This window comes from Methylobacillus rhizosphaerae (assembly GCF_900187985.1).
GTDB classification, from domain to species: Bacteria; Pseudomonadota; Gammaproteobacteria; order Burkholderiales; family Methylophilaceae; genus Methylobacillus; species Methylobacillus rhizosphaerae.
Window position 1 is genome coordinate 301,429 of the sequence record NZ_FZOA01000001.1, and the last position, 26,978, is coordinate 328,406.

General features: G+C 53.0%; 26 protein-coding genes. 18 read left to right on the forward strand and 8 right to left on the reverse strand.

What is annotated here, in order from left to right; genetic code table 11:
- Position 1: 1 nt before the first annotated feature.
- The 7 genes from ftsA to CHB59_RS01525 all read left to right on the forward strand — a co-directional run bounded on the left by ftsA (position 2) and on the right by CHB59_RS01525 (position 8,003).
- Positions 2-1,240, forward strand: a complete 1,239-nt coding sequence (ftsA, locus tag CHB59_RS01495) for a cell division protein FtsA (protein WP_089374450.1) — start codon at positions 2-4, stop codon at positions 1,238-1,240.
- A gap of 63 nt (positions 1,241-1,303) precedes the next feature.
- Complete coding sequence (gene ftsZ / locus CHB59_RS01500) at positions 1,304-2,452, forward strand: cell division protein FtsZ (RefSeq protein WP_089374451.1); 1,149 nt, start codon at positions 1,304-1,306, stop codon at positions 2,450-2,452.
- Positions 2,453-2,572: 120 nt separating this feature from the next.
- On the forward strand, positions 2,573-3,502 hold the full coding sequence (gene lpxC, locus CHB59_RS01505; RefSeq protein ID WP_089374452.1) for a UDP-3-O-acyl-N-acetylglucosamine deacetylase: 930 nt from the start codon (positions 2,573-2,575) through the stop codon (positions 3,500-3,502).
- Between the two features lie 9 nt (positions 3,503-3,511).
- The gene (locus CHB59_RS01510; RefSeq protein ID WP_089374453.1) at positions 3,512-3,694 is read left to right on the forward strand and encodes a hypothetical protein; all 183 of its coding nucleotides are present in this window, start codon (positions 3,512-3,514) and stop codon (positions 3,692-3,694) included.
- A gap of 188 nt (positions 3,695-3,882) precedes the next feature.
- Positions 3,883-5,781 carry a lytic transglycosylase domain-containing protein gene (locus tag CHB59_RS01515; RefSeq protein ID WP_245834991.1) on the forward strand — a complete coding sequence of 633 codons (1,899 nt, stop codon included), beginning with the start codon at positions 3,883-3,885 and terminating at the stop codon, positions 5,779-5,781.
- Between the two features lie 32 nt (positions 5,782-5,813).
- Positions 5,814-6,779, forward strand: a complete 966-nt coding sequence (locus CHB59_RS01520) for a complex I NDUFA9 subunit family protein (RefSeq protein ID WP_089374455.1) — start codon at positions 5,814-5,816, stop codon at positions 6,777-6,779.
- A gap of 3 nt (positions 6,780-6,782) precedes the next feature.
- Entirely contained in the window at positions 6,783-8,003 is a 1,221-nt protein-coding gene (locus CHB59_RS01525; protein WP_089374456.1) for a multifunctional CCA addition/repair protein, read from the forward strand.
- A 43-nt stretch (positions 8,004-8,046) separates the two neighbouring features.
- Here CHB59_RS01525 and slmA read toward each other — a convergent pair whose 3' ends face one another.
- The 3 genes from slmA to argB are packed head-to-tail and all read right to left on the reverse strand — an operon-like array spanning position 8,047 to position 10,241.
- Positions 8,047-8,625, reverse strand: coding sequence for a nucleoid occlusion factor SlmA (gene slmA, locus CHB59_RS01530; RefSeq protein ID WP_089374457.1), 579 nt, complete (start codon positions 8,623-8,625; stop codon positions 8,047-8,049).
- A gap of 41 nt (positions 8,626-8,666) precedes the next feature.
- Positions 8,667-9,335: a pyrimidine 5'-nucleotidase gene (locus CHB59_RS01535; RefSeq protein WP_089374458.1), complete on the reverse strand. Its 669-nt coding sequence runs from the start codon at positions 9,333-9,335 to the stop codon at positions 8,667-8,669.
- A 21-nt stretch (positions 9,336-9,356) separates the two neighbouring features.
- A complete protein-coding gene (gene argB / locus CHB59_RS01540) occupies positions 9,357-10,241 on the reverse strand; it encodes an acetylglutamate kinase (protein ID WP_089374459.1) in 885 nt (294 codons plus the stop codon).
- A gap of 174 nt (positions 10,242-10,415) precedes the next feature.
- On the opposite strand from argB, the gene CHB59_RS01545 reads away from it, so the two are divergent.
- A complete protein-coding gene (locus tag CHB59_RS01545) occupies positions 10,416-12,089 on the forward strand; it encodes a formate--tetrahydrofolate ligase (RefSeq protein ID WP_089374460.1) in 1,674 nt (557 codons plus the stop codon).
- Between the two features lie 184 nt (positions 12,090-12,273).
- Here CHB59_RS01545 and argA read toward each other — a convergent pair whose 3' ends face one another.
- Together argA and CHB59_RS01555 are read right to left on the reverse strand one after the other, a co-directional pair.
- On the reverse strand, positions 12,274-13,839 hold the full coding sequence (gene argA / locus CHB59_RS01550) for an amino-acid N-acetyltransferase (RefSeq protein WP_089374461.1): 1,566 nt from the start codon (positions 13,837-13,839) through the stop codon (positions 12,274-12,276).
- Between the two features lie 72 nt (positions 13,840-13,911).
- On the reverse strand, positions 13,912-14,655 hold the full coding sequence (locus tag CHB59_RS01555) for a 16S rRNA (uracil(1498)-N(3))-methyltransferase (protein WP_089374462.1): 744 nt from the start codon (positions 14,653-14,655) through the stop codon (positions 13,912-13,914).
- A gap of 53 nt (positions 14,656-14,708) precedes the next feature.
- Here CHB59_RS01555 and CHB59_RS01560 point away from each other — a divergent pair, with 53 nt between their 5' ends.
- From CHB59_RS01560 to CHB59_RS01575, 4 genes are all read left to right on the forward strand, one after another.
- The gene (locus CHB59_RS01560) at positions 14,709-15,275 is read left to right on the forward strand and encodes a thioredoxin family protein (RefSeq protein WP_089374463.1); all 567 of its coding nucleotides are present in this window, start codon (positions 14,709-14,711) and stop codon (positions 15,273-15,275) included.
- 233 nt (positions 15,276-15,508) lie between these two features.
- The gene (gene tkt, locus CHB59_RS01565; protein WP_089374464.1) at positions 15,509-17,497 is read left to right on the forward strand and encodes a transketolase; all 1,989 of its coding nucleotides are present in this window, start codon (positions 15,509-15,511) and stop codon (positions 17,495-17,497) included.
- 73 nt (positions 17,498-17,570) lie between these two features.
- Positions 17,571-18,572, forward strand: coding sequence for a type I glyceraldehyde-3-phosphate dehydrogenase (gap, locus tag CHB59_RS01570; protein WP_089374465.1), 1,002 nt, complete (start codon positions 17,571-17,573; stop codon positions 18,570-18,572).
- Between the two features lie 15 nt (positions 18,573-18,587).
- Positions 18,588-19,769, forward strand: coding sequence for a phosphoglycerate kinase (locus CHB59_RS01575; RefSeq protein ID WP_089374466.1), 1,182 nt, complete (start codon positions 18,588-18,590; stop codon positions 19,767-19,769).
- Positions 19,770-19,864: 95 nt separating this feature from the next.
- Here the strand turns inward: CHB59_RS01575 and CHB59_RS01580 are convergent, their stop codons facing one another.
- Entirely contained in the window at positions 19,865-20,071 is a 207-nt protein-coding gene (locus CHB59_RS01580) for a helix-turn-helix domain-containing protein (RefSeq protein ID WP_179212029.1), read from the reverse strand.
- 135 nt (positions 20,072-20,206) lie between these two features.
- Here CHB59_RS01580 and CHB59_RS11625 point away from each other — a divergent pair, with 135 nt between their 5' ends.
- The 6 genes from CHB59_RS11625 to ppa all read left to right on the forward strand — a co-directional run bounded on the left by CHB59_RS11625 (position 20,207) and on the right by ppa (position 25,374).
- Positions 20,207-20,674 (forward strand): hypothetical protein, encoded by a 468-nt coding sequence (locus tag CHB59_RS11625; protein WP_143738677.1) that lies wholly within the window; start codon positions 20,207-20,209, stop codon positions 20,672-20,674.
- 147 nt (positions 20,675-20,821) lie between these two features.
- The gene (gene pyk, locus CHB59_RS01585) at positions 20,822-22,270 is read left to right on the forward strand and encodes a pyruvate kinase (protein WP_089374467.1); all 1,449 of its coding nucleotides are present in this window, start codon (positions 20,822-20,824) and stop codon (positions 22,268-22,270) included.
- Positions 22,271-22,292: 22 nt separating this feature from the next.
- Positions 22,293-23,342: a class II fructose-bisphosphate aldolase gene (fba, locus tag CHB59_RS01590; protein ID WP_089374468.1), complete on the forward strand. Its 1,050-nt coding sequence runs from the start codon at positions 22,293-22,295 to the stop codon at positions 23,340-23,342.
- Positions 23,343-23,592: 250 nt separating this feature from the next.
- Positions 23,593-24,486 (forward strand): phosphoribosylaminoimidazolesuccinocarboxamide synthase, encoded by an 894-nt coding sequence (locus CHB59_RS01595; RefSeq protein ID WP_089374608.1) that lies wholly within the window; start codon positions 23,593-23,595, stop codon positions 24,484-24,486.
- Between the two features lie 17 nt (positions 24,487-24,503).
- Entirely contained in the window at positions 24,504-24,767 is a 264-nt protein-coding gene (locus CHB59_RS01600; protein ID WP_245834992.1) for a YkvA family protein, read from the forward strand.
- Positions 24,768-24,846: 79 nt separating this feature from the next.
- Positions 24,847-25,374, forward strand: coding sequence for an inorganic diphosphatase (gene ppa / locus CHB59_RS01605; RefSeq protein WP_089374470.1), 528 nt, complete (start codon positions 24,847-24,849; stop codon positions 25,372-25,374).
- A gap of 57 nt (positions 25,375-25,431) precedes the next feature.
- On the opposite strand, the gene CHB59_RS01610 is transcribed toward ppa, so the two are convergent.
- Entirely contained in the window at positions 25,432-26,238 is an 807-nt protein-coding gene (locus tag CHB59_RS01610; protein ID WP_089374471.1) for an ABC transporter permease, read from the reverse strand.
- Positions 26,238-26,978, reverse strand: coding sequence for an ABC transporter ATP-binding protein (locus CHB59_RS01615; RefSeq protein ID WP_089374472.1), 741 nt, complete (start codon positions 26,976-26,978; stop codon positions 26,238-26,240). The genes CHB59_RS01610 and CHB59_RS01615 overlap by 1 nt, the downstream gene beginning before the upstream one ends.

The window sequence follows — 26,978 nt, forward strand, 5'->3', positions numbered from 1 at the left end:
AATGAGCAGGGTCCGGGAAGATAAAAATCTGATTGTCGGGCTGGATATTGGGACATCCAAGATTGTAGCCATTGTTGCGGAATTGCAGCTGGATGGGTCACTCAAGGTCATAGGCCTGGGGCAGAGCGCATCGCGCGGCCTGAAAAAGGGCGTGGTGGTCAATATCGACTCCACGGTGCAGGCAATCCAGCGCGCGTTGGAAGAAGCGGAGTTGATGGCAGATTGCAAAATCAGCACCGTGTTGACCGGCATCGCTGGCAGCCATATCAAGAGCCTTAATTCACACGGCATGGTGAAAATCAAGGATGCCGAAGTGACCAAGATGGATGTGGACCGGGTGGTGGAAACGGCGCGTGCGATTGCCTTGCCGTCAGATCAGCAGATTCTGCATATCCTGACCCAGGAATTCATTATTGACGGACAGGAAGATGTACGTGAGCCATTGGGCATGAGCGGCATGAAGCTGGAGGTCAAGGTGCATATCGTTACTGGCGCCGTGTCTGCGGCCCAGAACATTGTCAAGTGCATCAAGCGTTGTGGTCTGGAAGTGATAGACCTCAGTCTGCAACCGTTGGCATCCAGCATGGCCGTATTGACCGAGGATGAGAAAGAGCTGGGTGTATGCCTGGTGGATATCGGTGGCGGAACCACTGATATCGCAGTATTCAAGCAAGGGGCAATTCGGCACACGGCTGTGATACCGATTGCAGGTGATCAGATGACCAATGACGTGGCGGTGGCGTTCCGTACGCCAACCCAGTCTGCTGAAGAGATCAAGATTAAGCACGGTTGTGCATTGCGCCAGCTGGCTGATGCGCGCGAGGTGGTGGAAGTGCCGGGTGTGGATGGACGTGAGCCACGCCAGCTTTCAGTACAGACGCTGGCAGAGGTCATCGAGCCAAGAATTGTTGAGCTGTATGAATTTGTGCTTGCTGAATTGCGCCGTAGCGGTATGGAAGAAATGATTGCTTCCGGCATTGTTATTACAGGTGGCTCCTCACTCATGAAAGGGATGGTGGAGCTGGGTGAAGAAATTTTCCATATGCCGGTACGCCTTGGTATGCCGCGCAATGTGGGAGGCTTGTCCGAAGTGGTAGGTAATCCGCGGTATGCCACTGGGGTGGGATTGGTATTGATGGGCAAGCAGCAGGTGGAACGTCAGTTCCAAGGGGAAATGGAGTCCAACTCATTGAGTCAGGTGTTTAGCCGGATGAAGAGCTGGATCCAGGGGAATTTTTAGAAGTACTCATTTGTTTTAATTGTTTTTTTCGCGTTCAGGCAGACGTAACTAAGGAGGAATGACATGTTTGAGATTATGGATAGGGACTCTCAAGAGGCCGTGATCAAGGTGATTGGTGTTGGTGGTTGTGGTGGTAATGCTGTAGCCCACATGATTGCCAAAGAAGTGGGTGGCGTAGAGTTTATTTGCGCCAATACGGATATCCAGGCCTTGAAAAAGAGCCAAGCCAAGACAGTATTGCAGATTGGAACTGACATTACTAAAGGGCTGGGTGCTGGCGCACGTCCTGAAATCGGGCGTGAAGCAGCATTGGAAGATCGTGACCAGATTGCAGAAGTGATTGACGGTGCTGATATGCTGTTCATCACAGCCGGCATGGGCGGCGGTACAGGTACTGGTGCAGCGCCTATCATTGCTGAAGTGGCCAAGGAAATGGGTATCCTGACCGTGGCAGTGGTGACCAAGCCATTTATATTTGAAGGCAAGCGCACCAAGGTAGCACAGGAAGGCCTGGAAGAACTTTCCAAGCACGTTGACTCTCTAATTGTCATCCCCAATGAAAAACTCATGCAGGTGCTGGGTGACGACGTATCTTTCCTGGAAGCATTCAAAGCATCCAATGATGTGCTGCATAATGCGGTTTCCGGGATTGCGGAAATCATCAATTGCCCAGGCATGGTGAACGTTGACTTTGCTGACGTTCGTACTGTCATGTCAGAAATGGGAATGGCAATGATGGGATCTGCAACTGCCAACGGTAGCGGTCGTGCCCGTATTGCTGCGGAACAGGCCGTGGCTAGTCCATTGCTGGAAGATGTCAATCTGGCGAATGCTCGCGGTGTACTGGTCAATATTACTGCCAGCACTTCTTTCAAGATGAAGGAATATTACGATGTGATGAATACCGTCAAGGAGTTCACTGCAGAAGATGCTACTGTGATTGTTGGTAATGTATTTGACGAGTCACTTGGTGATGAATTGCGTGTCACTGTGGTGGCTACAGGCCTGAATGGTGCGGTAGCACGTCGTCAGCAAAAGCCTGAGTTGCGTGTGATGACACGTGATGGTACAACCAACCAACCTATCTTTATGGATGATGACAGTCCTGCGGTATTCAGCTCCAATGGTCGTCGGGCACAAGTCGAAGCCATGAAGATGTCGGGCGTGGAGGAGTTGGATATTCCTGCATTCCTGCGTAAACAGGCAGACTAACTGACTGCGGGTTCGCCAGGCCTGAGTGCGTGAGACGTGTGCCTGCTCCGGCAGGTGCAGTATCACATGCTATAATTTGGTAGATGAATATTGATGAGGACTCTCGCGAGAGGGACGACAGTGCTTAAACAAAGAACACTGAAAAAGCCGATTAGCGCTACTGGTGTGGGCTTGCATTCGGGTGATAAGGTTACCCTGACCTTGCGCCCAGCGCAGCCGGATACCGGGATTGTTTTCCGCAGGATTGATCTGCCCGATACTGCGGAGTTTCGGGTTCAACCTCATCTTGTTACCGACACCAAATTGTGTTCCGCGCTGGAATGCAATGGTGCGCGTGTTGCCACAATTGAGCATTTGATGTCTGCACTGGCTGGACTGGGCATAGATAACGTCCATGTCGAGCTCAATGCTGGTGAAGTACCTATTATGGACGGTAGCGCCGGACCTTTTGTTTTCCTTCTGCAACAGGCTGGCGTTGTCGAACAACCTGCGATGAAGAAATTCATTCGCATCAAGAAAACGGTTGAGTACCACGAAGGCGATAAATGGGTGAGATTTGACCCTTATTTTGGCTTCAGGCTCGACTTTACCATTGATTTTGACCATCCTGCCGTTGAGCATACTGGGCAGCAGATCAGTATTGATTTCGCGGATAACTCCTATATCAAGGAAATCAGCCGTGCCCGCACTTTCGGCTTCATGCATGAGGTCGAGGCATTGCGATCCATGGGACTGGCGCGTGGCGGTAGTCTGGATAATGCCATTGTGCTGGATGAATATCGTGTGTTGAACAGCGACGGTTTGCGCTATGACGATGAGTTCGTCAAACACAAGATGCTGGATGCCATTGGCGACTTATATGTGCTGGGGCACCCTCTGATTGCTGCGTTCAGTGCCTACAAGGCTGGACACTACATGAATAACCAGTTGCTGCGAACATTGTTGGCTGACAGTGATGCGTGGGAGTACGCGACTTTTGATAAGTTCGAAGAGGCGCCTGGAGCGTTCCAGACACCTATCGGCCTTCCTCCCGCATTACAGTATGTGTAGTTGCCATACATGGTGATATTGCGTGTTCTTCTGGTTCTGTGGCTGATTTCACTAGCCGTGTCTTTCGGCGTTTATCTTGTTTCGGGAGATAAGCGCTATCTCAAGTTCACCTGGCAACTTATCAAGTTCACTGTGGTTGCTCTGGCCGTGATCGCGCTGGTCATTGCCATGGGCCGTATCATTCTTTTCTAGGTTGCTTGATTGCCGCCGCTATCTTGCGATGGCTATGCTATGCTTGATCAAGCTTTATCATGGTTCGGGTACAACAAATGTGGTCAGCAAAAAAAAACACTGATCTGGTAGCTAAACGGGGAAAACCAGGCGCAATTAGCAATCGTCATCTCAGTCGGGCTGTTGTGGGCTGGCTGTTGGCTGGGGTCATGATATACGGGCATTCCGCCCATGCAGATAACGCAGATGAATTGTTCCTGAGCGCTCGCGCCGCTTATAACGAGCGTAATAGCGCGGCACTGGATGCTGCAGCGCAAAGTCTGCAATCCCAACACTATATTCTGGCGCCATACACGGAGTACTGGCGATTGTTGCTGGTGCTGAACCAGGCGGATAAAGAGACTGTACAGGGCTTCCTGGCTCAATATGATGCTTTCCCTTTTGCAGACAGGGCGCGTGGTGAATGGCTGAAAGCCTTGGCGCGTCGACAGGAATGGAAAACCTTCTTCGAGGAATATCCCAAATTCAAGCGTGATGATGTGGCGGTCAGCTGCTATGCCGCAGATGGCGGTATTCAACAAGGACAGGAAGCCGCAGTGCTGGATGGCAAGGCATTGTGGATGACAGGAACTGAGCTACCCGCAAACTGTGAAGCAGTTTTTGATCGCTTGCAGCAAGGTGGGGTGCTGCGGGCAGAAGATATCTGGGCTCGTGTCAGGTTATTGTTGCAGGGGTCACGTATCACCGTGTCCAAAGGGGTATTGCAACGCCTGCCGGGTGTGGACAAGGCCAACCTCAAATTGCTTGACCGCGTCTACCAGAATCCGCAGCAAGTGCTGGAAAAGCGTCAGATTAGTTTTGTGAGCAGGTTGGGAAAAGAGCTGAACCTATATGCCCTGGAACGTTTGAGTCGAAGTCAGCCTGCACTGGCATTGGATTTATGGGAAAAATTGCATGGCAACTTTGATGCCGCGGACCGGAATTATCTATGGGGGCGTTTTGCCCTGCATGCGGCGCGCAAGCATGACCCTGCGGCATTGACGTATTTCCAGCGGGCGGGCAATACACCACTGGATAAGGATCAACAGGAATGGAAGGCACGGGCCGCCATGCGTATCGGCGACTGGAAGGCACTCGAATCCATCATTGCCGCCATGCCTGAAACCCAGCAGAGTGAACAGGTCTGGCAGTACTGGAAAGCCCGGGCATTCAAGGCACAACAGCAAGTGGCTGCTGCGAATGCAATCCTGGTGACCTTATCCAAAAATAACACCTATTACGGCATATTGGCGGAGGAGGAGCTTGGCGATGTCGTCACCGCCCTGCCAGCTGCTTACAAACCAGATGCTGAAGAAATACGCGTAGCCTTGAATAACCCGGGAATACAGCGGGGCCTGGCTTTGCGCAGGCTGGATATGAAATGGGAGGCGCGCGAAGAATGGCGCCTGGCCAGCCGTGATTTTGATGACAAGCAACTACTGGCCGCGGCAGAAGTGGCATTCCGTGAGGGCTGGTATGATGTGGCCATTAATACAGCAGATCGTACCCAGGCTCTGCATGATTTTGCTCTGCGCTATCCCACTCCGTACCGCGATATGATGCATGGATATGCGGCGGATAATGCATTGGATGAAGCCTGGGTATATGGCCTGATCCGGCAGGAGAGTCGTTTCGTCAGTTGGGCCAAATCCGTGGCAGGGGCTTCGGGATTGATGCAGATCATGCCAGATACTGCCAAATGGATTGCCAAGCGGATGGGGATGGGGGATTTCAAGCCTGCCATGATCAATCAGCTGGATACCAATCTCAAATTTGGCACGCATTACCTGCGCTATACCATGGATATGATGAACGAGCAGCCGCTGATGGCGACGGCAGCCTACAATGCCGGGCCAGGGCGTCCCAAGCGCTGGGCCTCTGACAAGCCATTGGAAGGTGCCGTATATGCCGAGACGATTCCATTCAGCGAGACGCGTGATTATGTGAAGAAGGTACTGGGGAATTCAATTTATTATTCCCAGCAACTGGGCTCCAAGCCGCAAACATTGAAGCAACGCCTAGGGGTAGTCCCGGGCATAGGTGCTCCAGTCAATCCAGAACGAGATTAAGCCAGTTATCTGGCATGCAGTAGAGGGAAGACATGCAACGTATCAGACAAGTATGTGTCATTGGTGGCTCCGGTTTTGTCGGTAGTGCCATCGTGCAAAAACTCAGCACAGCGGGCTATGATGTCAAAGTGCTGACACGCAGGCGTGAAAGTAGCAAGCACCTGATTTTATTGCCGAATGTGCAGGTCGTGGAGTGCGATGTGTTTAATGATACCGCGCTGGCAGGCCAGATTCATGGACAAGATGCCGTGGTCAATTTGGTGGGTATCCTGAATGAAAGCAGACATGCAAGCTTTGAAGCATTGCATGTTGAGTTGCCGCGCCGTATTGCAGATATCTGCTGTAAACAGGGAGTGCGGAGGCTGTTGCATATGAGCGCACTCAAGGCGAGCAGCGATGCCAAGAGTGCATATCTGCGCTCCAAGGCGGCGGGAGAGCAGGCAGTGCTGGACCGTAGTAGCGAGTTGGATGTGACGATATTGCGTCCTTCGGTTATTTTTGGGCGCGGAGATCAGTTCCTGAGCTTGTTTGCCAGTGTGGTCAAAGTGTTGCCAGTAATCGCTGTTGCAAAACCTAACGCACGTTTCCAGCCGATCTGGGTGGAAGATGTGGCCCATGTATGTGTTGCTGCATTGGAAAATGTCAGCACCTATGGACGTAGCATGGAACTGGGTGGACCGCAGGTATATACCCTACAGGCGCTCATCAGCTTCATTGCCTTCCTGCTGGGGAAAAAGCGCCGTATTATTGCCCTGAGTGACAAGCTCTCCTATTACCAGGCCTATGTGATGGAGAAGTTGCCGGTCAAGTTGATGACGCGCGACAACTTATTCAGCATGGAAGTGGACAGCGTTTGCGCCCAGCCGGTGAAAGAGTTATTTGGTGTGCCAACCAGTGCGCTGGAGGCCATTGCTCCAGAATATATCGGTGGTGACACGCCGCGAAGTGCATATGACCGCTTCCGCAGCCTGGCTGGGCGGGCGATGGGCAAGCGCTGAGTCATGCAAGTCTACCAGGTCGGTGGAGCGGTTCGTGACAAGATACTGGGGCTGCCGGTCAAGGATAGAGATTATGTCGTGGTTGGCACTACACCAGAACAGATGGTGCAAGCCGGTTACCGCCCGGTAGGCAAGGATTTTCCCGTATTCCTGCATCCGGTCACTCATGAAGAATATGCCCTGGCGCGTACCGAGCGCAAGATCAGCAAGGGTTACAAGGGGTTTCATGTTTATGCGGACCCAGGTGTCACACTTGAGCAGGACCTTGCCCGCCGCGACCTGACTATCAATGCAATTGCCGAGAATGAACATGGTGAATTGATTGATCCCTTTGGGGGTGTGGCAGATATTCATACCAGGGTATTGCGCCATGTCAGCTCGGCCTTTAGTGAAGACCCGGTCCGCATCCTGCGTGCAGCACGATTTGCAGCCCGCTTTACTGGTTTTACCGTGGCGGATGAAACCATGAGCCTGATGCAGGAGATGGTGGAAAATGGTGAAGTGGATGCGCTGGTGCCGGAGCGGGTCTGGCAGGAGTTGGCAAAAGGCCTGATGGAGACAAAACCCAGCCGCATGTTTGATGTGCTGCGCGCTTGTGGCGCGCTCAAACGCTTATTGCCGGAACTGGATCGCCTGTTTGGAGTACCGCAGGCCGCCAGGTACCACCCGGAAATTGATACCGGCATCCATGTGATGATGGTGATTGATTATGCGGCAGGGCAGGGGTTTTCCCTGCCTATCCGCTTTGCAGCGTTGACGCATGATCTGGGGAAAGGCACCACTCCTGCAGAGATGTTACCGCGCCATATCGGCCATGAAGACCGCAGTGTGGGTTTACTCAAGGAGCTTGCCACGCGCCTGCGCGTGCCGAATGATTGCAGGGAGCTGGCGCAGGTCGTCGCGAAATTTCATGGCAAAGTACACCAGGTCAGTGAAATGCGCCCTGATACGATATTACGTTTTTTACTTGATGTTGATGCTGTGCGTCAGCCGCAGCGTTTTCGGGATTTCCTTTCCGCGTGTGAGGCGGATGCGCGCGGGCGGACCTCTTTTGAGCAGCAGGAATTGCCACATTTCCAATTCCTGATTGATGTGTTGAATGTGGTGAGCCAGGTTGACGCAGGCGCCATTGCGGCAAGTCAGGAAAACCCAGCCAATATCAAGGATGCAGTATTTGCTGCGCGGGCGGAAGCGATCCGGCAGTATGTCTCTCATCCGCGTTAAGCCTCTGCAAGAGAGGCTTAACGCCACTGGATGCAGCTAGCTTCTATTCTTCCAGACCGTATAGCAGCGTCAATTGTTGCTGCACAAATTCCATGGGTTTGCGCTTGAAGCCGCTCTTGGCAAACTGGTGCCAGCGGCCGATGACGAAACACAGCAGCAGGTTGGCCTGGGATTCTGGATCAAACTTGCGGCCGGTCTGGGTTTCGGCAATACGCAGGCTTTGCTTCAGGGTGGATTCGATACGGTCGAACAACTGGTTGACGCGGGCCTGCAGGTTCGCGTCTTCGTTCACGAGCGCATCACCGGTCAGTACACGGGTCATGCCATGGTTTTTTTCCGCAAACAGCAAGAGGATGGTCACGATGCGGCGTGCCTGACGCAGGCCTTCTTCTTCTTCTGATGTGATTTTATTGATCAGGCCGAATAGTGTGTGCTCAATGAATTCGATAAGACCATCGAACATTCTGGCCTTGCTGGGAAAGTGGCGGTACAGTGCGGCTTCACTGACTTCTAGCCTGGCGGCAAGAGAGGCTGTCGTGATTTTTTCGCGTTTGGGTGACTCCAGCATCTTGGCCAGGGTTTCCAGGATTTGTTGTTTGCGTTCACCGGGTTTTAATGCCATTTCTTTACCTCGTGATCAGGCGGAAAGCCAGGAGTAAGCTTTCAATCTGGCGCGCATTCCGCATTGTTGTATGTTTTATAAAGCCAAGTGTATGGCAATTCCAATACGCTGGAAATACGGGCATCCACATAGCTGGGGCGCTTTGGCCTGGATGAGACATGGATAGTCTTCATGCCCAGGCGTTTGGCGGTCATCAATGCCGGCAGGCTGTCTTCCAGCAGAATGCAGTTGCTGGCATTGACCTTGAGGGTTTGCAGTAAATGTTGAAAACCTCTCATGGCAGGTTTGGGGTGAAATCCCGAAGATTCCACACTGAAAACCTGATCGTACAAGTCGTCGATCGCAAGTAATTCTAACACTCTTTTTGCATAATTCATGGGCGCGTTAGTGAATACTACCTTACGTCCAGAAAGCTGTTGCAGCGTATGCCGCAATCGCTTGACAGTTCTCACCATGCGCGGAAGCTCATCCAGTGGGTGTGTCTGTTGCAGGAAATGGTGCGGGTGTACCTGGTGGTGGCGCATCAGGCCTTTGAGGGTGGCTCCGTAGAGGCGCCAGTAATGCTGCCGCAACAAGCAGGCTGCTTCTTCTTTCAAGCTGAGTTCGCTCATGATGTAGCGCGTCATGGCGATGTGCAGATGGGGAAAGATTTCCGCATCTGCATCATGCAACGTATTATCCAGATCGAAAATCCAGACCTTGCGAGACATAGGAAAGATGTCTGGATGTAATTACTTGGCAGTAATCATGGTGCCGACACCAGCGTCGGTCAGCACTTCCAGCAGCAATGCATGCTCCACCCGGCCATCGATGATATGAACGGACTTCACGCCGCTGCGGGCAGCATCCAGGGCAGAGCTGATTTTTGGTAACATGCCGCCAGACAAGGTGCCGTCTTTTACCAGGTCGTCGATTTGCTTGGGTGTGAGGCCGGTCAGTAGCTTGCCTTCCTTGTCCAGCACTCCAGGCGTATTGGTCAGCAGGATCAGTTTCTCGGCACCGAGGATTTCTGCGAGCTTGCCCGCCACCACATCGGCATTGATATTATAGGTTTCGCCATTCTCGCCTACGCCGATAGGCGCAATGACAGGAATGAAGTCGCCACTATCCAGGAACTGAATCAGGCTCGGATCTATGCCGCTGATATCACCAACCTGGCCGATATCTATCATCTGGTCTGGTTTCTCATTGTCCTGGATCAATAGTTTGCGGGCATGAATGAAGTTGCCATCCTGCCCGGTCAGGCCAACGGCCTTGCCGCCGTTACGGTTGATCAGATTGACGATTTCCTTGTTGACCTGGCCGCCCAGCACCATTTCCACAATATCCATGGTTTCTTCGTCGGTGACACGCATGCCTTGGATAAATTCACCTTTTTTACCCAGCTTGTCGAGCAACTCATTGATCTGCGGGCCGCCGCCATGGACTACGACCGGGTTCATGCCGACTAGCTTAAGCAGCACTACATCACTGGCGAAGCATTCCTTGAGATACGGGTCTGTCATGGCGTTGCCGCCATATTTGATGACAATGGTCTTGTCAAAAAAGCGCTTGATGTAGGGAAGCGCTTCGGCAAGGGTCTTGGCTTTCTGTACGGCACTGGTTTGGTTGAGCATTGACTCTCTCTGCTGAGCGTGAATGAGTAAACCTTTATTTTACCCTGATTGATATGAAAATCGTGCGTCAGCGTGACAAACTTGCTGTTAAAGCAGGGAGACGGCAGGTAGACTGCCATTATCTTTCGGCATGATTTCTGCAATGTCGCCTTCAGGTTGCTAAAAGGATTTGGTATGCCCAGTGATATAGAGATTGCCCAACAGGCAGAGTTGTTGAATATCAGGGAGGTTGCCCTCAAACTTGGGCTGCAGGAAGACTCCATCGAGCACTATGGTCGTTATAAGGCCAAGATAGATCTTGCGGCCAACCCGGAATTAAAGTCCAGGCCTGATGGCAAACTGATCCTGGTCACGGCAATCAGCCCCAGCCCTCCTGGGGAAGGCAAGACCACGACTACGGTCGGCCTGGGGGATGCCCTTAACCGCATAGGGAGATCGACGGTGATCTGTCTGCGCGAGCCTTCCATGGGGCCGGTGTTCGGCATGAAGGGTGGCGCTGCTGGAGGCGGGTATGCGCAAGTGGTACCCATGGAAGATATCAATCTGCATTTCACCGGAGATTTTGCGGCTATTGCGCTTGCGCATAACCTGCTATCCGCCATGATAGACAACCATATCCATCACGGTAATGCTCTGGGGATAGACCCGCGCCAGGTCAGCTGGAAACGGGTGATGGACATGAATGATCGCGCATTACGCCAGGTAGTGATCGGCCTGGGAGGCAAGGTCAATGGCCAGCCACGTGAAGACGGCTTTGATATTGTCGTTGCCTCTGAGGTGATGGCCGTGTTCTGCTTGGCCTCATCCCTCAAGGATCTGCGTGAGCGGCTTGGCAATATCATCATTGGATACAGTTATGCCGGGCAGGCCATCACTGCTCGTGATTTGCGGGCGCATGGCGCCATGACGGCCTTACTCAAGGATGCGATCAAGCCCAATCTGGTGCAGACCCTGGAACATACGCCGGCATTGCTGCATGGCGGCCCTTTTGCCAATATTGCCCATGGCTGTAATTCAGTGATTGCAACGACGACAGCACTCAAGCTTGCAGATTATGTCGTGACGGAGGCCGGTTTTGGTGCGGACCTGGGTGCAGAAAAATTTATTGATATCAAATGCAGAAAATCCGGGCTCAGGCCGGATGCGTGTGTGGTGGTGGCGACTATGCGGGCCCTCAAATATCACGGTGGGGCGGATGTGAAAATGCTTGACCTTGAGGACCTTGCTGCCCTGCAGGCCGGGTTGGCTAACTTGGAAAAGCATGTGGAAAATGTCACGCGCCATTATGGCCTGTCCTGTGTGGTGGCGATCAATCGTTTCAGCCATGATACGGAGGCGGAAATTGCGCTGGTGCAGCGCCACATGCAGGAGCTTGGTGTCAAGGTGGTGCTGGCTGATCACTGGGCCAAAGGTGGTGAGGGAGCCATTGACCTGGCCAGGGAGGTGGTCAGGCTGGCCGAAGCAGGTGGCTCGACCATGCGCTATGTTTATGAAAATGCTGATGGCTTGTGGGATAAGCTGCGTAAGGTGGCAGTGAATATTTATGGAGCCAGCGATATCTATGCACCGCGCCGTATCCGGGCCACTATCGATAAATTGCAGGCCGATGGTTTCGGGCACTATCCGATCTGTATTGCCAAGACCCAGTATTCGTTTTCCACCGATGCTGCGCAACGTGGTTTACCGCATGAGCATGTGGTGACAGTGAGAGCGGTGCGCTTGTGTGCCGGGGCCGAATTTGTAGTGATGATCTGTGACGATATCATGACCATGCCTGGGTTGCCGCCACACCCTTGTGCCAACAATATTGATGTTGATGATGACGGACGTATCAGTGGCTTGTATTAACAAAAAATAAAGCGGCAGTCTTCAGGGTGTTGCGTATGAAGACTGCCGACCGGGGTAACTAGCGGGAGCTGACCAAAACAGGAGTGAAGTTATGCAAACCTGTTCATTATTCTGTGGGTGTATTGAATCGTAATTATTATCATTCATTGTGTCAATAAGAATTGTCAGCCACCGGTCAGGGAATTTATAGCCGCTTGCTGAATACCTTGGAGCGTCGCTGTAGGTTATACAGTTTCTGCTTTTCTCCTGGCAGTTTTTCCACATCGGTTTCCGTGAACCCGCGCTCAAGAAACCAGTGTTCGGTACGGGTGGTCAGGACAAATACGGATTGCATGCCAAGTCCGCGTGCTTGCTCCTCGCAATAAGTGAGCAGCCGGTCTCCGCGGCCACCACGGCGGAATGCTGTGTGAATTGCCATGCAGGCCAGTTCTGCGGTTTTTTCTGTAGGGAACGGGTAGAGTGCGGCGCAGCCTATGATTTTTCCGTCGTGCTCCATGACGTGGAACCGGTCTATTTCCATTTCCAGGCGTTCCCGCCCGCGCCTGACCAATATTCCTTCGTTCTCCAGCGGCTCGATCAATTGCAGTATGCCGCCCACATCGCCAATGTCCGCAGGACGCATGGCTTCCAGTGAGTCTTCGGTCACCATGGTGCCGATGCCGTCATGGGTGAAGAGTTCCTGCAGGATGGCTCCGTCCACATGGCGGCTGATCAGGTGCGTGCGTGCTACGCCCTGCCCGCAAGCGCGGACTGCGGCGGGGAGATAATAGAATTCATCTTCGGTAATCTGCTGGGTAACATTATCGCCGATATGGCGCAGCAGGTTCCTCGCTTTGTCGGTGGTCATTTCCCGCAGTAATTCTCCGCGGATATTGTGTACCCCGTTGGAGTCCATTAGGAAGATGAGTTTGTCGGCATCAAGGGCGATAGCGGCGCTGGTGGCAACATCTTCCAGTGTCAGGTTGAATACTTCTCCCGTGGGCGAGTAACCCAGTGGGGATAGTAGTACCAGCTCGCCGTCATCCAGACGCTTCTGGATGCCGATCGCATCAACCTTGCGCACTTCACCGGTATGTTGCAGGTCTATACCTTCACGCACGCCCAATGGTTTTGCAGTAACGAAATTGCCGCTGGCTACCCGGATATCTGCACCTGCCATCGGGGAGTTGATCAATCCCATGGAAAGCAAAGACTCGATTTCGACGCGGACTGCGCCATTGGCTTCTTTCACTGCCTCCATGACTTCATCGTCCGTGACGCGCAGGCCATTGACCAGCTTGTTCTGTAGCTTGGCACGCCGGAGGCGGCTATCGATTTGCGGGCGCACGCCGTGTACCAGCACCAGTCGTACTTCCAGGCTGGCAAGCAGGTTGAGATCGTGCGAAAGAGCAACGAACTGCCCATCGTCCACAACCTCGCCACCAAAGGCAATGACAAAGGTGCGTCCGCCAAAGGCATGTATGTAAGGTGCGGCAGCGCGGAACCAGCGCACAAACTCCTGTGGCTGGTGCAGTGTCAGGCGGGATGTGTTGGTGCTGTTGCCACTCTCCGCTTCACTTTGAGCATATAAATGGGCCGCAGTGCAATCCAGTGCTGCACACAACTTGCGCAGCATGGATTCCGAAACCCCTTGTGCCCCCCGTTCAATGCGGGAGAGATTGCCGCTATTGGCATTGACCCTGCGGGCAAGCTCCTGGAGAGTCATGTGCAGCGCTTTGCGCCGTTTGCGAATTGCATTGCCTAAAGCCATATGCTCGATGTCCAGTTTTGCGTTTAAGGCATATTTTTATAATAAGTGGGCTGAAAATGCAATTTTTATGTGTCAGCGTACAAAATCACCCCATAATGCTTGCATGCTGGCAATAGCGGCGAGTGCTGCGGTTTCTGTTCGCAGAATGCGAGGTCCCATGCGCACGGAAGTGTATCCATGCTGGGAGGCAAGCCTGATTTCATCATCAGAGAGTCCGCCTTCGGGGCCTATCAGCAGGGAAATGTTTTTGTGTGCTGAAATTGTCATTTCTGGTAATGCAATCTGGGCATCGGGAGCCAAGGTGATCAATGTCTCTTGCTTTTCTGTGGTTTGGCTCAACCACTCATGCAGGCTGACTGGCATGGCGACATGAGGAATGGTGGCGCGCCCGGATTGCTCGCAGGCAGAAATGACGACATTCTGCCAGTGCTCCCGGCGTTTTTCGGCGCGGTCGCCAGACAGTTTCACAATGCTGCGCTGGCTTGCGATTGGCTGAATCGCCGTGACACCCATCTCCACCGCTTTCTGTATGGTGAAATCCATGCGATCACCCGATGAGATGGCTTGTGCCAGCGTGATGTTTAATGGTGATTCGCTGGTGCAGGGAATTGCTTCCAGAATATCGGCGATGACTTCATGTTTGCTGATCGAAACCAGCTTGCCCAGATAATGCTTGCCGTCACCATTGAACAGGATGACGCGGTCTCCTGCCTGCATGCGCAATGCCCGGCTGGCGTGCGTGGCTGCATTGGCAGACAGAGAAGTCATCTGTCCTGGCAGGAGGGCGGCTGGGTGATAAAAGCGTGGGGTGGCCATTGGGTAGTGATAATATTGAGTGAATAGGAATTCTAATGTAAGGAGCATGAATTATGGCAAGTCTGAATCCGCCCGTATGTGATTTTGGCTGGAAAGCACCGGATTTCAATCTGCCGGGAGTTGACGGGCGGCAGTGGTCGCTACAAGAAGCCAGTGGTGTGAACGGAACGCTGGTCATGTTTATCTGCAATCATTGTCCTTATGTGCAGGCCATTCGTGAGCGGCTGGTGGCAGATATGCATGCGTTGCGGGAGCTGGGCATCAATGCGGTGGCGATTTCCTCGAATGATGCGGTGGCATACCCGGAAGACTCATTTGCGCACATGGCAGAAGTTGCTCGTGAGTTCCATTTTCCTTTCCCCTATCTGTTCGACGAGAGCCAGGAAGTTGCCAAGGCATATGGTGCCGTCTGTACTCCAGATTTCTTTGGCTTCAACGCGCACCATGAGTTGCAGTATCGCGGCAGGTTCGATAATCAGGGGCGCGTTATGACGCCCGTGGAGAGTTCGACACGGGACCTTTTCAATGCCATGAAGCATGTGGCGCAAACCGGACGTGGACCAGTGGAGCAAGTAGCGTCCATCGGTTGCTCTATCAAGTGGCGAGAGGCGGCGGAATAGGGTGGGCTCAGGGATCGTTTGGCAGGTAATGGGAAACATTATTCGCCAAGTTGGTATTGCTGAAACCGCCTATCTAAGGAATAATTGCGGACTAAATACCTCTTCGGAGCTGTCGGTTGCGATAGTTTCCACGCTCCATGAACTTCAAGGGGATTTCAAGAATTTGAGTGAGGCTTCCTCCAGCCTTTGTGTGCTGGAGAAGCCTTTTTCTCTTCAACCGTAGGGAGATATGTATGGCAGCAACTCGTCAAGAATTAGCAAATGCCATCCGTGTGTTATCCATGGACGCAGTTCAGAAGGCAAATTCTGGACACCCTGGTGCACCGATGGGCATGGCAGACATCGCAGAGGTTCTCTGGAACCACCATCTGCGTCACAATCCAACCAATCCTAACTGGGCTGACCGCGACCGTTTCATTTTGTCCAACGGCCATGGCTCTATGTTGATTTACTCCTTGCTGCACCTGACAGGCTATGACCTGAACATGGATGACATCAAGTCCTTCCGTCAACTGCATTCCCGTTGCGCTGGTCACCCAGAATACGGCTATGCACCTGGTGTTGAAACCACTACTGGTCCTCTGGGCCAAGGTATCACCAATGCCGTTGGTTTTGCCATGGCTGAAAAGTTGCTGGCTGACCAGTTCAACAAGCCAGGTCACGACATCGTTGATCACTATACATACTGCTTCCTTGGTGACGGCTGTCTGATGGAAGGTGTTTCCCACGAGGCTGCTGCGTTGGCTGGTACATGGGGTCTGGGCAAGCTGATCGCGATTTGGGATGACAACGGCATTTCTATCGATGGCCACATCGAAGGCTGGTACACAGACGATACAGTTAAGCGTTTTGAAGCTTACGGCTGGCATGTGATTAGTGTTGATGGTCACGACTTTAATGCTGTGAACGCTGCGATTGAAGAGGCGAAAAAGGTAACTGATAAGCCAACTTTCATTGCTGCCAAAACTATCATTGGTAAGGGTTCTCCAAACAAGTGTGGTTCCCACGACTGCCACGGTTCCGCACTGGGCCTGGAAGAAGTTGCCGCAACCCGCGAAGCGCTGGGTTGGACACATGAGCCATTCGTGATTCCTGAAGAAGTCTATGCTGGTTGGGATGGCAAGGCCAAGGGTTCCAAGCTGGAAAGCGATTGGGATGCCAAGTTTGAAGCTTACGCCAAGGCATATCCAGCAGAGGCTGCTGAGTTCAAGCGTCGTATGGCAGGCGATCTGCCAGCTAACTGGAAAGAAGCCGCTGATGCATTCATCAAGGCAACCAACGAGAAGGCTGAAGGCGTTGCTACACGTAAGGCTTCACAAAACGCGATTGCTGCTCTGGCACCAGTATTGCCAGAATTCCTCGGCGGTTCTGCTGACTTGACTGGTTCTAACCTGACCAGCTACTCCGGTTTCAAGCACGTTGATGGCAAGAAGCCAGGTAACTACATCTCCTACGGTGTACGTGAATTCGGTATGTTCGCGATCATGAACGGTATGGCGCTGCACGGCGGCCTGTTGCCATTCGGTGGTACCTTCCACATGTTCTCCGACTACGCCAAGAGCGCGCTGCGTATGGCTGCACTGATGAAGCAACGTACTATCGCTGTGCTGACTCATGACTCCATCGGCCAGGGCGAAGATGGTCCTACTCACCAGCCAATCGAGAACACTGCTGGCCTGCGTTACATCCCTCGTATGGATGTATGGCGTCCTGCTGACTCCGTTGAAACCGCAATTTCCTGGGTTGCTGCCGTTGAGCGTCAAGATGGTCCTTCCAGCCTGGTGCTGAGCCGTCAGAACGTGCCTGGCATCAAGCACGACGAAAAGCACTTCGACCTGATCCGCAAGGGTGGTTACGTGTTCTCCGACGTAGAAGGCAAGGCTGATGTGATCATCATCGGTACAGGTTCCGAGCTGGATCTGGCGATCAAGGCTGCTGCTGAACTGAATGCTGCCGGCACCAAGGTGCGTGTGGTTTCCATGCCATCTACCAACGTGTTTGACCGTCAAGATCAAGCTTACAAGGACAGCGTCCTGACTCCAGGTGTGAAGCGCGTAGCTGTTGAAGCTGGCGTGACCGATTTCTGGCGCAAGTACGTAGGTCTCGAAGGTGCTGTGGTCGGTATCGACACCTTCGGTGAATCTGCTCCAGGCGGCGCATTGTTCAAGCACTTCGGTTTCACTGTTGAAAATGTAGTGAACACCGTCAAGTCCGTGCTTTAATGACGCTGTAGCAAGTTAAAAAAGGGGGCCAGTGTGAACTGGCTCCCTTTTTGTTTTTAAAAAGGAATTCACAATGACAATCAAGGTTGGCATCAACGGTTTTGGCCGTATCGGTCGCATGGCATTCCGTGCCGCGATCAAGGATTTTACTGATATCGAAGTAGTGGCGATCAATGACCTGCTGGAGCCTGACTATCTGGCTTACATGCTTAAGCACGACTCTGTGCATGGCCGTTTTGATGGCGAAGTGTCCGTCAGCGGCAACAATCTGGTCGTGAATGGCAAGACCATTCGCCTGACGGCAGAGCGTGATCCTGCCAACCTGAAATGGGATGAGGCGGGTGTAGATGTCGTGGTGGAATGTACTGGCTTCTTCCTTACCGAAGAAACCTGCCAGAAGCACATTGATGCCGGTGCGAAAAAGGTGGTGCAATCCGCGCCTTCCAAGGATGATACCCCGATGTTTGTCTATGGCGTCAATCATGACACATATCAGGGACAAGCCATCGTCTCTGCCGCCTCCTGCACCACCAATGGTCTGGCGCCAGTGGCCAAAGTGCTGAATGACAACTTTGGTATCAAGCGTGGCCTGATGACCACTGTGCATGCAGCCACTGCAACACAGAAGACTGTGGATGGCCCATCCAACAAGGATTGGCGTGGTGGCCGTGGAATTCTGGAAAACATCATTCCTTCCTCCACTGGTGCTGCCAAGGCCGTGGGCAAGGTGATCCCAGAGCTGAACAAAAAGCTGACCGGCATGGCATTCCGCATTCCGACCAGCGACGTGTCCGTGGTGGATCTGACCGTAGAGCTGAACAAGGAAACCACTTACGAGCAGATTGTGGCTGCCATGAAGGCGGCCTCTGAGAGCGGCCCGCTCAAGGGGGTACTTGGATTCACTGATGAAAAAGTGGTATCCACGGATTTCCGCGGTAATGCCTATCCATCGATTTTTGACGCCGATGCCGGCATCCAGCTCGACCCGACTTTCGTCAAGATCGTGGCCTGGTATGACAATGAGTATGGCTACACTTGCAATATGATGCGCCTGGTGCGCCATATCGCCAGCTGACCTAGGGAGCATGCCATGAAAGTAATCCACATGACTGAGTTGGACCTGAAAGGCAAGCGCGTATTCATTCGTGCCGACCTGAACGTACCGGTCAGCGATGGCAAGGTCACCTCGGATGCCCGCATCACAGCTTCCCTGCCAACCATACAGCATGCGTTGCAGGCTGGCGCGCGCGTCATGGTGACATCGCATCTGGGGCGTCCTGAAGAAGGTATTTACTCCGCCGAAAACTCATTGCAGCCCGTGGCTGACGTATTGGCTGAAAAACTGGGCCAGCCCGTACGCCTGGTCAAGGATTGGGTGGATGGCGGTTTTGACGTGGCGGAAGGCGAAGTGGTCTTGCTGGAAAACTGCCGCTTCAACAAGGGCGAGAAAAAGAACCTTGAAGCAACCGCGCGCCAATACGCTGCCTTATGCGATGTGTTCGTGATGGATGCCTTTGGCACTGCTCACCGCGCAGAGGCCTCTACTTATGGCGTGGCGCAATATGCCCCGGTCGCCGCTGCTGGTCTGCTGCTGACTGGTGAGCTAGATGCGCTGGGTAAGGCCCTGGAAGAACCTGCGCGGCCGATGGTGGCCATTGTCGGCGGCTCTAAGGTTTCCACCAAGCTTACCGTGCTGGAAAGCCTGGCTGAAAAAGTTGATCAGCTCGTGGTCGGTGGCGGTATTGCCAACACTTTCCTTAAGGCGGCTGGCAAGCCGATTGGCCGTTCGCTGAACGAGGACGACCTGGTGCCCACCGCGCAATGCCTCATGAACAAGATGGCAGAACGCGGCGCAGCTGTGCCTATTGCCGTGGATGTGGTCTGCGGCAAGCAGTTCGATGCGAATGAGCCTGCCGCGCTCAAGTCAGCGGATGAAGTGGCTGATGACGACATGATCTTCGACATCGGCCCGGAATCCGCCAAGCAACTTGCTGAGATTATCCTCAACGCGGGCACCGTGGTCTGGAATGGCCCGGTCGGTGTATTTGAATTTGACCAGTTCGGCGCAGGCACCAAGACCATTGCTGATGCTATCGCTCAGACCAAGGCCTTCACCCTCGCTGGCGGCGGCGACACCATCGCCGCAATCCAGAAATACGACATCTATGACAAGGTGTCCTATATCTCGACAGCGGGCGGCGCATTCTTGGAATTCCTCGAAGGCAAGAAACTGCCAGCGGTGGAGATTTTGGAGCAGCGTGCTAAAGGTTGATTGTTAGCTTGGTCTACTAAATAAAGGAGCCTGCGGGCTCCTTTATCTTTATTGTAATGTCCGTTTTCGCGCTAATGGTTGCGTTGTTTTTTGATTCAAAAGTCCATTAACTCAGAAGTTGTTACTCCAAGAGTTTTTGCTAGCTTGCAAATGTTAATGAGAGAAATATTGCGTTGGCCTCTTTCTACCCCGCCCAGATAACTACGAGCGATTTCTGACTCTAGCGCTAATTTCTCTTGGCTCCACCCTTTTTCTTTTCTAAGTGTTGCTAGCCTTTCCCCAAACCGCTGCTGTACATCCATAGCGATTTCCAAAATTAAAAATACTATGGATATGGCTTCTATAAGGCGACGCTCTATAAGTGACAATTGAGGCAATAGTTGCTACAGTTATTGTTACTTATAGTAGTCTTTAAATAAAATTAGGAGAGAATAAGCATGAAATTCATATTTATTGCGGCAATTGTGGTAATAATTTCTGGGTGTACAAGTGTTGCATCGCCACATTTTTTTAACGGAAATTATTATATGGCTGGTGATCCAAGTTGTGTTCGTCTTAAGGCGGTTTCAAGTGAGAGAGCTATTTGTGTGGATAAAGAGGGTAATCATACTGGGTCCAGATATGCTATGACTGATGAACAAATGAGGACATATCAACTTGATTTGATTAATCAGCAAAGCCAAATACATAGTATTAATCAGCAGCTTAATGACATTGGGCAGTCATTTCAAAATTCGAGACAACAAATTCTTAACCAAAGCCAACAATATACTATGCCTCAGGTACAGCCTATTTCTCCTTATGGGGCATCTGGTACGGTAACTTATCGTAGAGTAGGTAATACTATTATTAGCTCTGATGGAGCGAGTTGTCAGGTCGTTGGGCAAAACATTATTTGCAATTAATGTAAGTGTTAAATGCTATGTACTGAAATATTGAAAACTCCATGAGTTTTTGGAAATCTCTCAGTAACAGAAAAGCTTGGAGCTGAATGCAAGTTTTTGTGCTGTCAGTAAACAAGGGTTCTAGAGCAATCGCAAGGAAAGGATGTCATGGCTTTACGTAAAACCAAGATTGTGGCGACGCTGGGGCCTGCATCTAGCGAGGAGGCGGTGATCGAGCGACTGGTGGATGCCGGGATGGATGTGGTGCGGCTCAATTTCTCGCATGGGTCTGCGCAGGATCATATTGCTCGTGCTGAATTGGTGCGTGACATATCACGCCGCAGTGGGTGCCCGGTGGGAGTGTTGTGCGACCTGCAAGGACCGAAGATTCGTATTGGTAAGTTCGAGAATGACCGCATCCTGCTCAAGGTAGGTGATAAATTTATCCTCGATGCGGCGTGCAAGCTGGGCAATCAGGAGCGGGTGGGGTTGGATTACAAGACCCTGCCATCCGAGGTGGAGCCTGGTGCAGTGCTGTTGCTGGACGATGGACGCATTGTGCTCAATGTCGAAGCCGTGGATGGTGGCGAGGTGCATTGCACGGTGGCAGTGGGAGGGATGCTGTCGAACAACAAGGGTATCAATCGTCAAGGTGGCGGTCTTTCGGCACCTGCATTGACCTTGAAGGATCAGGAGGATATCCGTACGGCGGTGGCGCTGGAGGCGGATTATATTGCTGTTTCCTTCCCGCGCAGCGGCGAGGATATCGCGCTGGCACGCCAGTTAGTGGTGGAAGCGGGCGGACATGCGGCAATTGTGGCCAAGATTGAGCGCGCGGAAGCGATAGACGCGCTGGAGGAAATTATCGATGCAGCCGATGTGATCATGGTGGCGCGTGGCGACCTCGGTGTCGAGGTGGGTGATGCCGCAGTACCAGGTTTACAGAAACGTATGATCCGCATGGCGCGCATGCGCAACAAGCTGGTGATTACGGCGACGCAGATGCTGGAATCCATGATCAGCAATCCTATCCCGACCCGGGCTGAAGTGTCCGATGTGGCAAATGCGGTGCTGGATGGCACCGATGCGGTGATGCTTTCGGGCGAGACGGCGGTGGGACATTATCCCGTAGAGGCGATACAGGCGATGCACCGGGTATGTCTGGAAGCGGAAAAAGAGTACGACAGCCACCATTTGCAGGCGCCAATCAATGACGAGTTCGAGTTTGTTGATGAAGCGATTGCCATGGCGTCGGTGTATGCGGCTGAACATTTGAACGTGAAGGCGATTGCGGCCCTGACTCGCTCAGGCTCGTCTGTCACCTGGCTGTCACGCTCGAATACTAATGTGCCGATTTATGCATTGACTACGGAGCGCAATACACGGCGCAAGCTGACCTTGTATCGCGGAGTCTATCCCTATCATATCGAGCTACCCAGCCAGGAGCTGGGTAAGATACTCTATGATGCGGAAGAAACTTTGCTGCGGTTGGGAGCGGTGCAACGTGATGATCTCATGATGCTGACATTTGGTGAGCCGATCGGCAACGCAGGTGGCACCAATACCCTGCAGATTGTCAGGGTAGGTGAGCACAAGCGCGAGCAGCATTCGCGGTGAGCAATATTGAGGATGGATGACGATGGCCCTGATCAGTTTACGTCAATTGCTGGATCACGCTGCCGAGCATGACTACGGCGTGCCAGCCTTCAACATCAACAACCTGGAGCAGGTGCAGGCTATCATGCGCGCGGCGGATGCGTGTAATAGCCCGGTGATCCTGCAGGCGTCTGCCGGCGCGCGCAAATACGCAGGCGAGGCTTTCCTGCTCAAGTTGGTCGAGGCCGCTGCCGCTGCTTATCCGCATATCCCCATTGTGCTGCACCAGGACCATGGCGCCAGCCCGGCAGTGTGCCTGCATGCCATCAGCACTGGCTTCAGCAGCGTGATGATGGATGGCTCACTGATGGAAGATGCCAGGACGCCGGCCAACTATGCCTACAATGTAGAAGTGACGCGACAGGTGGTGCTGGCGGCGCATGCGGTGGGTGTATCGGTGGAGGGTGAGCTGGGCGTGCTTGGCTCACTGGAAACAGGTCTGGCGGGCGAGGAAGATGGCGTTGGCGCGGAAGGACACTTGGATCACAGCCAGTTGCTCACCAGCCCAGACGAGGCGGCGGATTTTGTCGCGCAAACAGGTGTGGATGCATTGGCGATTGCGATCGGTACTTCGCATGGCGCCTACAAATTCAAGCGTCCACCCACTAGGGAGACACTTTCCATCAGTCGGCTGCGCGAGATCCATGCCCGATTGCCGAATACGCACCTGGTGATGCATGGCTCCTCTTCTGTACCGCAGGAATGGCTGCGAGTGATCAATGAATATGGCGGCGAGATTCCCGAGACTTACGGCGTGCCGGTGGAGGAAATCGTCAAGGGCATCCGAAGTGGGGTGCGCAAGGTGAATATCGATACCGACCTGCGGTTGGCGTTTACTGGCGCGTTGCGCTGCTTTCTCGGGCAGTCGGAACACAGGGCGGAGTTCGATCCACGCAAGATACTGGCGGCCGCGACCAGCGGTATGCAAGCCTTGTGTCAGGAGCGTTTTGAGGCATTCGGCTCTGCCGGGCACGCTGCGCGGATTCAGCCTGTTGCGCTGAATAAGATGGCACAGCGATATGCTGTTTCCTGAGGATGTCGCTGCACGTTGAGCGATATTTACAGCGTATAATGCCAAGATTATTTGCCGGTTCTGGCTGCTTGCGGCTTGTTTGACGGATGCTGAAAGCAAATAGGATGAAAGCCCGTTTTATCATGCCGGTTTCTGTCCTGCTGATAGCTACCGCCATCCTGGAAATGTGCTACGGCATGTGAAGTTTTCTTATTCTGATGATCCTGAACAGGGTCATCACTCGACATAGTGTTTGATAAAGGTACGCGTTTTGACTACTCCTCTCATGCAGTCCAGCATCAAGAGCCTGAAGCTCATCAACCAGGGTAAGGTGCGGGATATCTACGATATTGACGATAAGCACATGCTGTTGGTGGCGAGCGACCGCCTTTCCGCATTTGACGTGATCCTGCCGACGCCTATCCCGACCAAGGGCGCGATCCTGACCCAGATTGCCAATTTCTGGTTCGACAAGCTCAAGCATGTGGTGCCCAACCACCTGACCGGTATCGACCCCAACACAGTGGTGAACGACCCTGAGGAGCAGGCGCAACTCGGTCCGCGCGCGCTGGTGGTAAAGAAACTCAAGCCGTTGCCGATTGAGGCCATTGTGCGTGGATATCTCGCCGGATCTGGCTGGAAGGAATACAAGGCGAGCCAAAGTGTTTGCGGTATTTCCCTTCCGGCAGGCCTGCAAGAGGCTTCCCAATTGCCTGAACCCTTATTCACGCCTTCCAGCAAGGCAGAGGTTGGCGACCATGATGAAAACATCACGCTGGAAAAGTGTGCGCAATTGCTTGGCAAGGAACTGGCGGACAAGGTGGCACGCATCAGTGTGCAGCTCTACAAGGAAGCGGCAGCGTATGCCTTGAGTCGCGGCATTATCATTGCCGATACCAAATTTGAGTTCGGCCTCGATGAAGCGGGCGAGCTGTATTTGATCGACGAGGTGCTGACGCCGGATTCATCACGTTTTTGGCCCCAGGATCAGTACCAGGTCGGCAGCAATCCTCCTAGTTTTGACAAGCAGTATGTGCGCGACTGGCTGGAATCGACAGGCTGGAACAAGACTCCTCCTGGTCCTGAGCTGCCTGAAACCGTGGCTACGCGAACTGCGGAGAAATACCGTGAAGCATTTGAGCGGCTCACAGGAAAGCCTTTCTGAAGGAAAAGCTGAAACGATTGGCGCGCCAGCTCAAGGTAGAGCTGGATGTTTATCGGCTAGTGTTACATCATCCCCGTACACCCTGGCTGGCCAGGGTGTTTCTAGGTCTGGCAGTGGGTTACTTGCTATTGCCGTTTGACCTGATTCCAGATTTCATCCCTGTGATTGGGCAGCTGGATGATGTACTGATTGTGCCTGTTTTGTTTTATCTGGGTATCAAATGCGTGCCGTCGGAAGTCATGGTGGATTGTCGCCGGCAAGTGGAAGCACGTCACGGATGATTTTTTCACCTGATTTGCGTTAAAATCCTGCGTTATCTCAAGATAATCCCAACTGAAATCAAATTTTAAGGATAAACGCATGTCCCTTTCTAATGTGCCTGCAGGCAAAGACGTCCCTAACGACTTTAATGTCATTATCGAAATCTCCATGCGTGGCGAACCTATCAAGTTCGAAGTGGACAAGGAAAGTGGCGCCGTATTCGTAGACCGTTTCATGGGTACCTCCATGCATTACCCATGCAATTATGGCTATATCCCGCAAACATTATCGGAAGATGGTGACCCGGTTGATGTCCTGGTCATTACCCCGATTCCTCTGCAGCCGGGTGTTGTGATTCGTTGTCGTGCGATTGGTGTGCTGACCATGGAAGATGATGGTGGCGTGGATGCCAAGGTGCTGGCAGTGCCGGTGGACAAGATCTGCCCGCAATACAAGGATATCCAGAGTTACCAGGATCTGCCTGAATTCCAGCTGGCGCCTATTTCTCACTTCTTCGAGCACTACAAGGACCTAGAGAAGGGCAAGTGGGTCAAGATCGGTGGCTGGCAAGGTGTTGCAGAAGCCAAGGCGGAAATTGTTGCTGGCGTGGAGCGTTACGGCAAGTAACTTTGTCTTCTTGCGATGCAGTCAGAGAAACGGCGCGTAGGCGCCGTTTTTATTGGCTTATTCTCCAACCTGCAGCAATAAGCCACGGCGGCGGGCGACACGGAAATAGCCAAGAAATACAGCAATGCCGGCACTGAGGAAGACAATGTTCAAGCCGATGGCCCATTGCATATGGGCGACATTGAACGTGTGTTGCAGCAAGAGTTCGCGCATGCCTTCGAACACATGGCTGGCGGGCAGGGCGAGCGCAACGGGCTGCAGCCAGCTGGGAAGTGTGGCTACCGGATAGTAAATGGCGCACAGTGGCTGGATGGCAAACACACTGACCCAGGCAATGCTTTCGGCACCCATGCCGTAACGCAGCACGATACCGGATACCATGAGGCCGATGGCCCAGCCCATGATGATGAGGTTGAGGAAGAATGCGATCAGTGGCAGGCCCATGTCATAAATACTGTATTGAAACAGGGGAATGGCAATGAGCGTGGCCCCACCAATGCCGATCAGGGTGCGCAACAGACTCATGAACAGCAGGGAAACGACCATTTCATAAGGGCGCAGGGGGCTGACAAATAAATGTCCCAGGTTGCGCGACCACATTTCCTCCATGAATACCAGGGCAATGCCAAGCTGCCCGCGGAACAGCACATCCCATAGCAGTACGCCCGACAGCAGCAGGCCACTGGCCTGGGCGATCAGGGAACTGTTGCCTTGCAGGTAGAGGGTGATAAAGCCCCACAATATCATCTGCACCGTGGGCCAATAGACCATTTCCAGCACGCGCGGCCATGACGAGCGCATCAGGTAGAGGTGGCGCAATGCCACTGCGCCAATACGCCGAAGAGAGAAGTGAATGTCCTGCATCAGGCGGATTCCTTGTGACGGGCAATATCGATAAAGACTTCTTCCAGGTTGTTCCGTCCATATCTGGCAAGCAGTTCGTCAGGTGTTCCAGTGTCGACGACTTGTCCTTTGCGCATCATGATGACGTCGCTGGCCATGCGCTCGACTTCTGCCATATTGTGCGAGGCAAGCAGGATGCTGGCGCCAGTGTCCCGCTGATATTGTTCCAGGTAGCTGCGGATCGAGTCTGCAGTATCAGGGTCCAGTGAGGCTGTTGGCTCATCCATCAGCAGGAGCTCGGGTTTGTTGAGTAGTGATTTGGCAAGCGATACCCGTGTTTTCTGCCCAGCCGACAGTTGGCCATAACGCTTGTCCAGCAGGGTGTCGAGATTCAATGCCTGCGCCAGTTCGGCAATGCGCTCCTTTAGTCTCGGCAAGCGATACAAGTGACCATAGACTGTCAGGTTCTGGCGAATGGTGAGTCGTTGCGGCAGATCGACATAAGGCGAGGAAAAATTCATGCGATGCAGCAGGCGATAGCGGTGCTGGAGCATGTCTTCACCAAGGATATGTATCTTGCCCTGGCTGGGAGTCAATAAACCCAGCAGCATGGCAATGGTGGTGGTCTTGCCTGCACCATTGCCGCCAAGTAATGCGGTCGTGACTCCTTTTCTGGCCTGGAACTGGAGATCGTTGATGGCGCAGAACTGGTCAAAATATTTATACAGGCCACTGACTTCGATAACGAATTCTGGATGCAT

What these genes read in the sequence shown, in the direction of transcription:
- ftsA (WP_089374450.1), top strand. Translation starts at nt 2, where the DNA reads ATGAGCAGGGTCCGGGAAGATAAAAATCTGATTGTCGGGCTGGATATT.
- ftsZ (WP_089374451.1), top strand. Translation starts at nt 1,304, where the DNA reads ATGTTTGAGATTATGGATAGGGACTCTCAAGAGGCCGTGATCAAGGTG.
- CHB59_RS01510 (WP_089374453.1), top strand. Translation starts at nt 3,512, where the DNA reads ATGGTGATATTGCGTGTTCTTCTGGTTCTGTGGCTGATTTCACTAGCC.
- CHB59_RS01515 (WP_245834991.1), top strand. Translation starts at nt 3,883, where the DNA reads ATGATATACGGGCATTCCGCCCATGCAGATAACGCAGATGAATTGTTC.
- CHB59_RS01520 (WP_089374455.1), top strand. Translation starts at nt 5,814, where the DNA reads ATGCAACGTATCAGACAAGTATGTGTCATTGGTGGCTCCGGTTTTGTC.
- CHB59_RS01525 (WP_089374456.1), top strand. Translation starts at nt 6,783, where the DNA reads ATGCAAGTCTACCAGGTCGGTGGAGCGGTTCGTGACAAGATACTGGGG.
- slmA (WP_089374457.1), bottom strand. Translation starts at nt 8,625, where the DNA reads ATGGCATTAAAACCCGGTGAACGCAAACAACAAATCCTGGAAACCCTG.
- CHB59_RS01535 (WP_089374458.1), bottom strand. Translation starts at nt 9,335, where the DNA reads ATGTCTCGCAAGGTCTGGATTTTCGATCTGGATAATACGTTGCATGAT.
- argB (WP_089374459.1), bottom strand. Translation starts at nt 10,241, where the DNA reads ATGCTCAACCAAACCAGTGCCGTACAGAAAGCCAAGACCCTTGCCGAA.
- CHB59_RS01545 (WP_089374460.1), top strand. Translation starts at nt 10,416, where the DNA reads ATGCCCAGTGATATAGAGATTGCCCAACAGGCAGAGTTGTTGAATATC.
- argA (WP_089374461.1), bottom strand. Translation starts at nt 13,839, where the DNA reads ATGGCTTTAGGCAATGCAATTCGCAAACGGCGCAAAGCGCTGCACATG.
- CHB59_RS01555 (WP_089374462.1), bottom strand. Translation starts at nt 14,655, where the DNA reads ATGGCCACCCCACGCTTTTATCACCCAGCCGCCCTCCTGCCAGGACAG.
- CHB59_RS01560 (WP_089374463.1), top strand. Translation starts at nt 14,709, where the DNA reads ATGGCAAGTCTGAATCCGCCCGTATGTGATTTTGGCTGGAAAGCACCG.
- tkt (WP_089374464.1), top strand. Translation starts at nt 15,509, where the DNA reads ATGGCAGCAACTCGTCAAGAATTAGCAAATGCCATCCGTGTGTTATCC.
- gap (WP_089374465.1), top strand. Translation starts at nt 17,571, where the DNA reads ATGACAATCAAGGTTGGCATCAACGGTTTTGGCCGTATCGGTCGCATG.
- CHB59_RS01575 (WP_089374466.1), top strand. Translation starts at nt 18,588, where the DNA reads ATGAAAGTAATCCACATGACTGAGTTGGACCTGAAAGGCAAGCGCGTA.
- CHB59_RS01580 (WP_179212029.1), bottom strand. Translation starts at nt 20,071, where the DNA reads ATGGATGTACAGCAGCGGTTTGGGGAAAGGCTAGCAACACTTAGAAAA.
- CHB59_RS11625 (WP_143738677.1), top strand. Translation starts at nt 20,207, where the DNA reads ATGAAATTCATATTTATTGCGGCAATTGTGGTAATAATTTCTGGGTGT.
- pyk (WP_089374467.1), top strand. Translation starts at nt 20,822, where the DNA reads ATGGCTTTACGTAAAACCAAGATTGTGGCGACGCTGGGGCCTGCATCT.
- fba (WP_089374468.1), top strand. Translation starts at nt 22,293, where the DNA reads ATGGCCCTGATCAGTTTACGTCAATTGCTGGATCACGCTGCCGAGCAT.
- ppa (WP_089374470.1), top strand. Translation starts at nt 24,847, where the DNA reads ATGTCCCTTTCTAATGTGCCTGCAGGCAAAGACGTCCCTAACGACTTT.
- CHB59_RS01610 (WP_089374471.1), bottom strand. Translation starts at nt 26,238, where the DNA reads ATGCAGGACATTCACTTCTCTCTTCGGCGTATTGGCGCAGTGGCATTG.
- CHB59_RS01615 (WP_089374472.1), bottom strand. Translation starts at nt 26,978, where the DNA reads ATGCATCCAGAATTCGTTATCGAAGTCAGTGGCCTGTATAAATATTTT.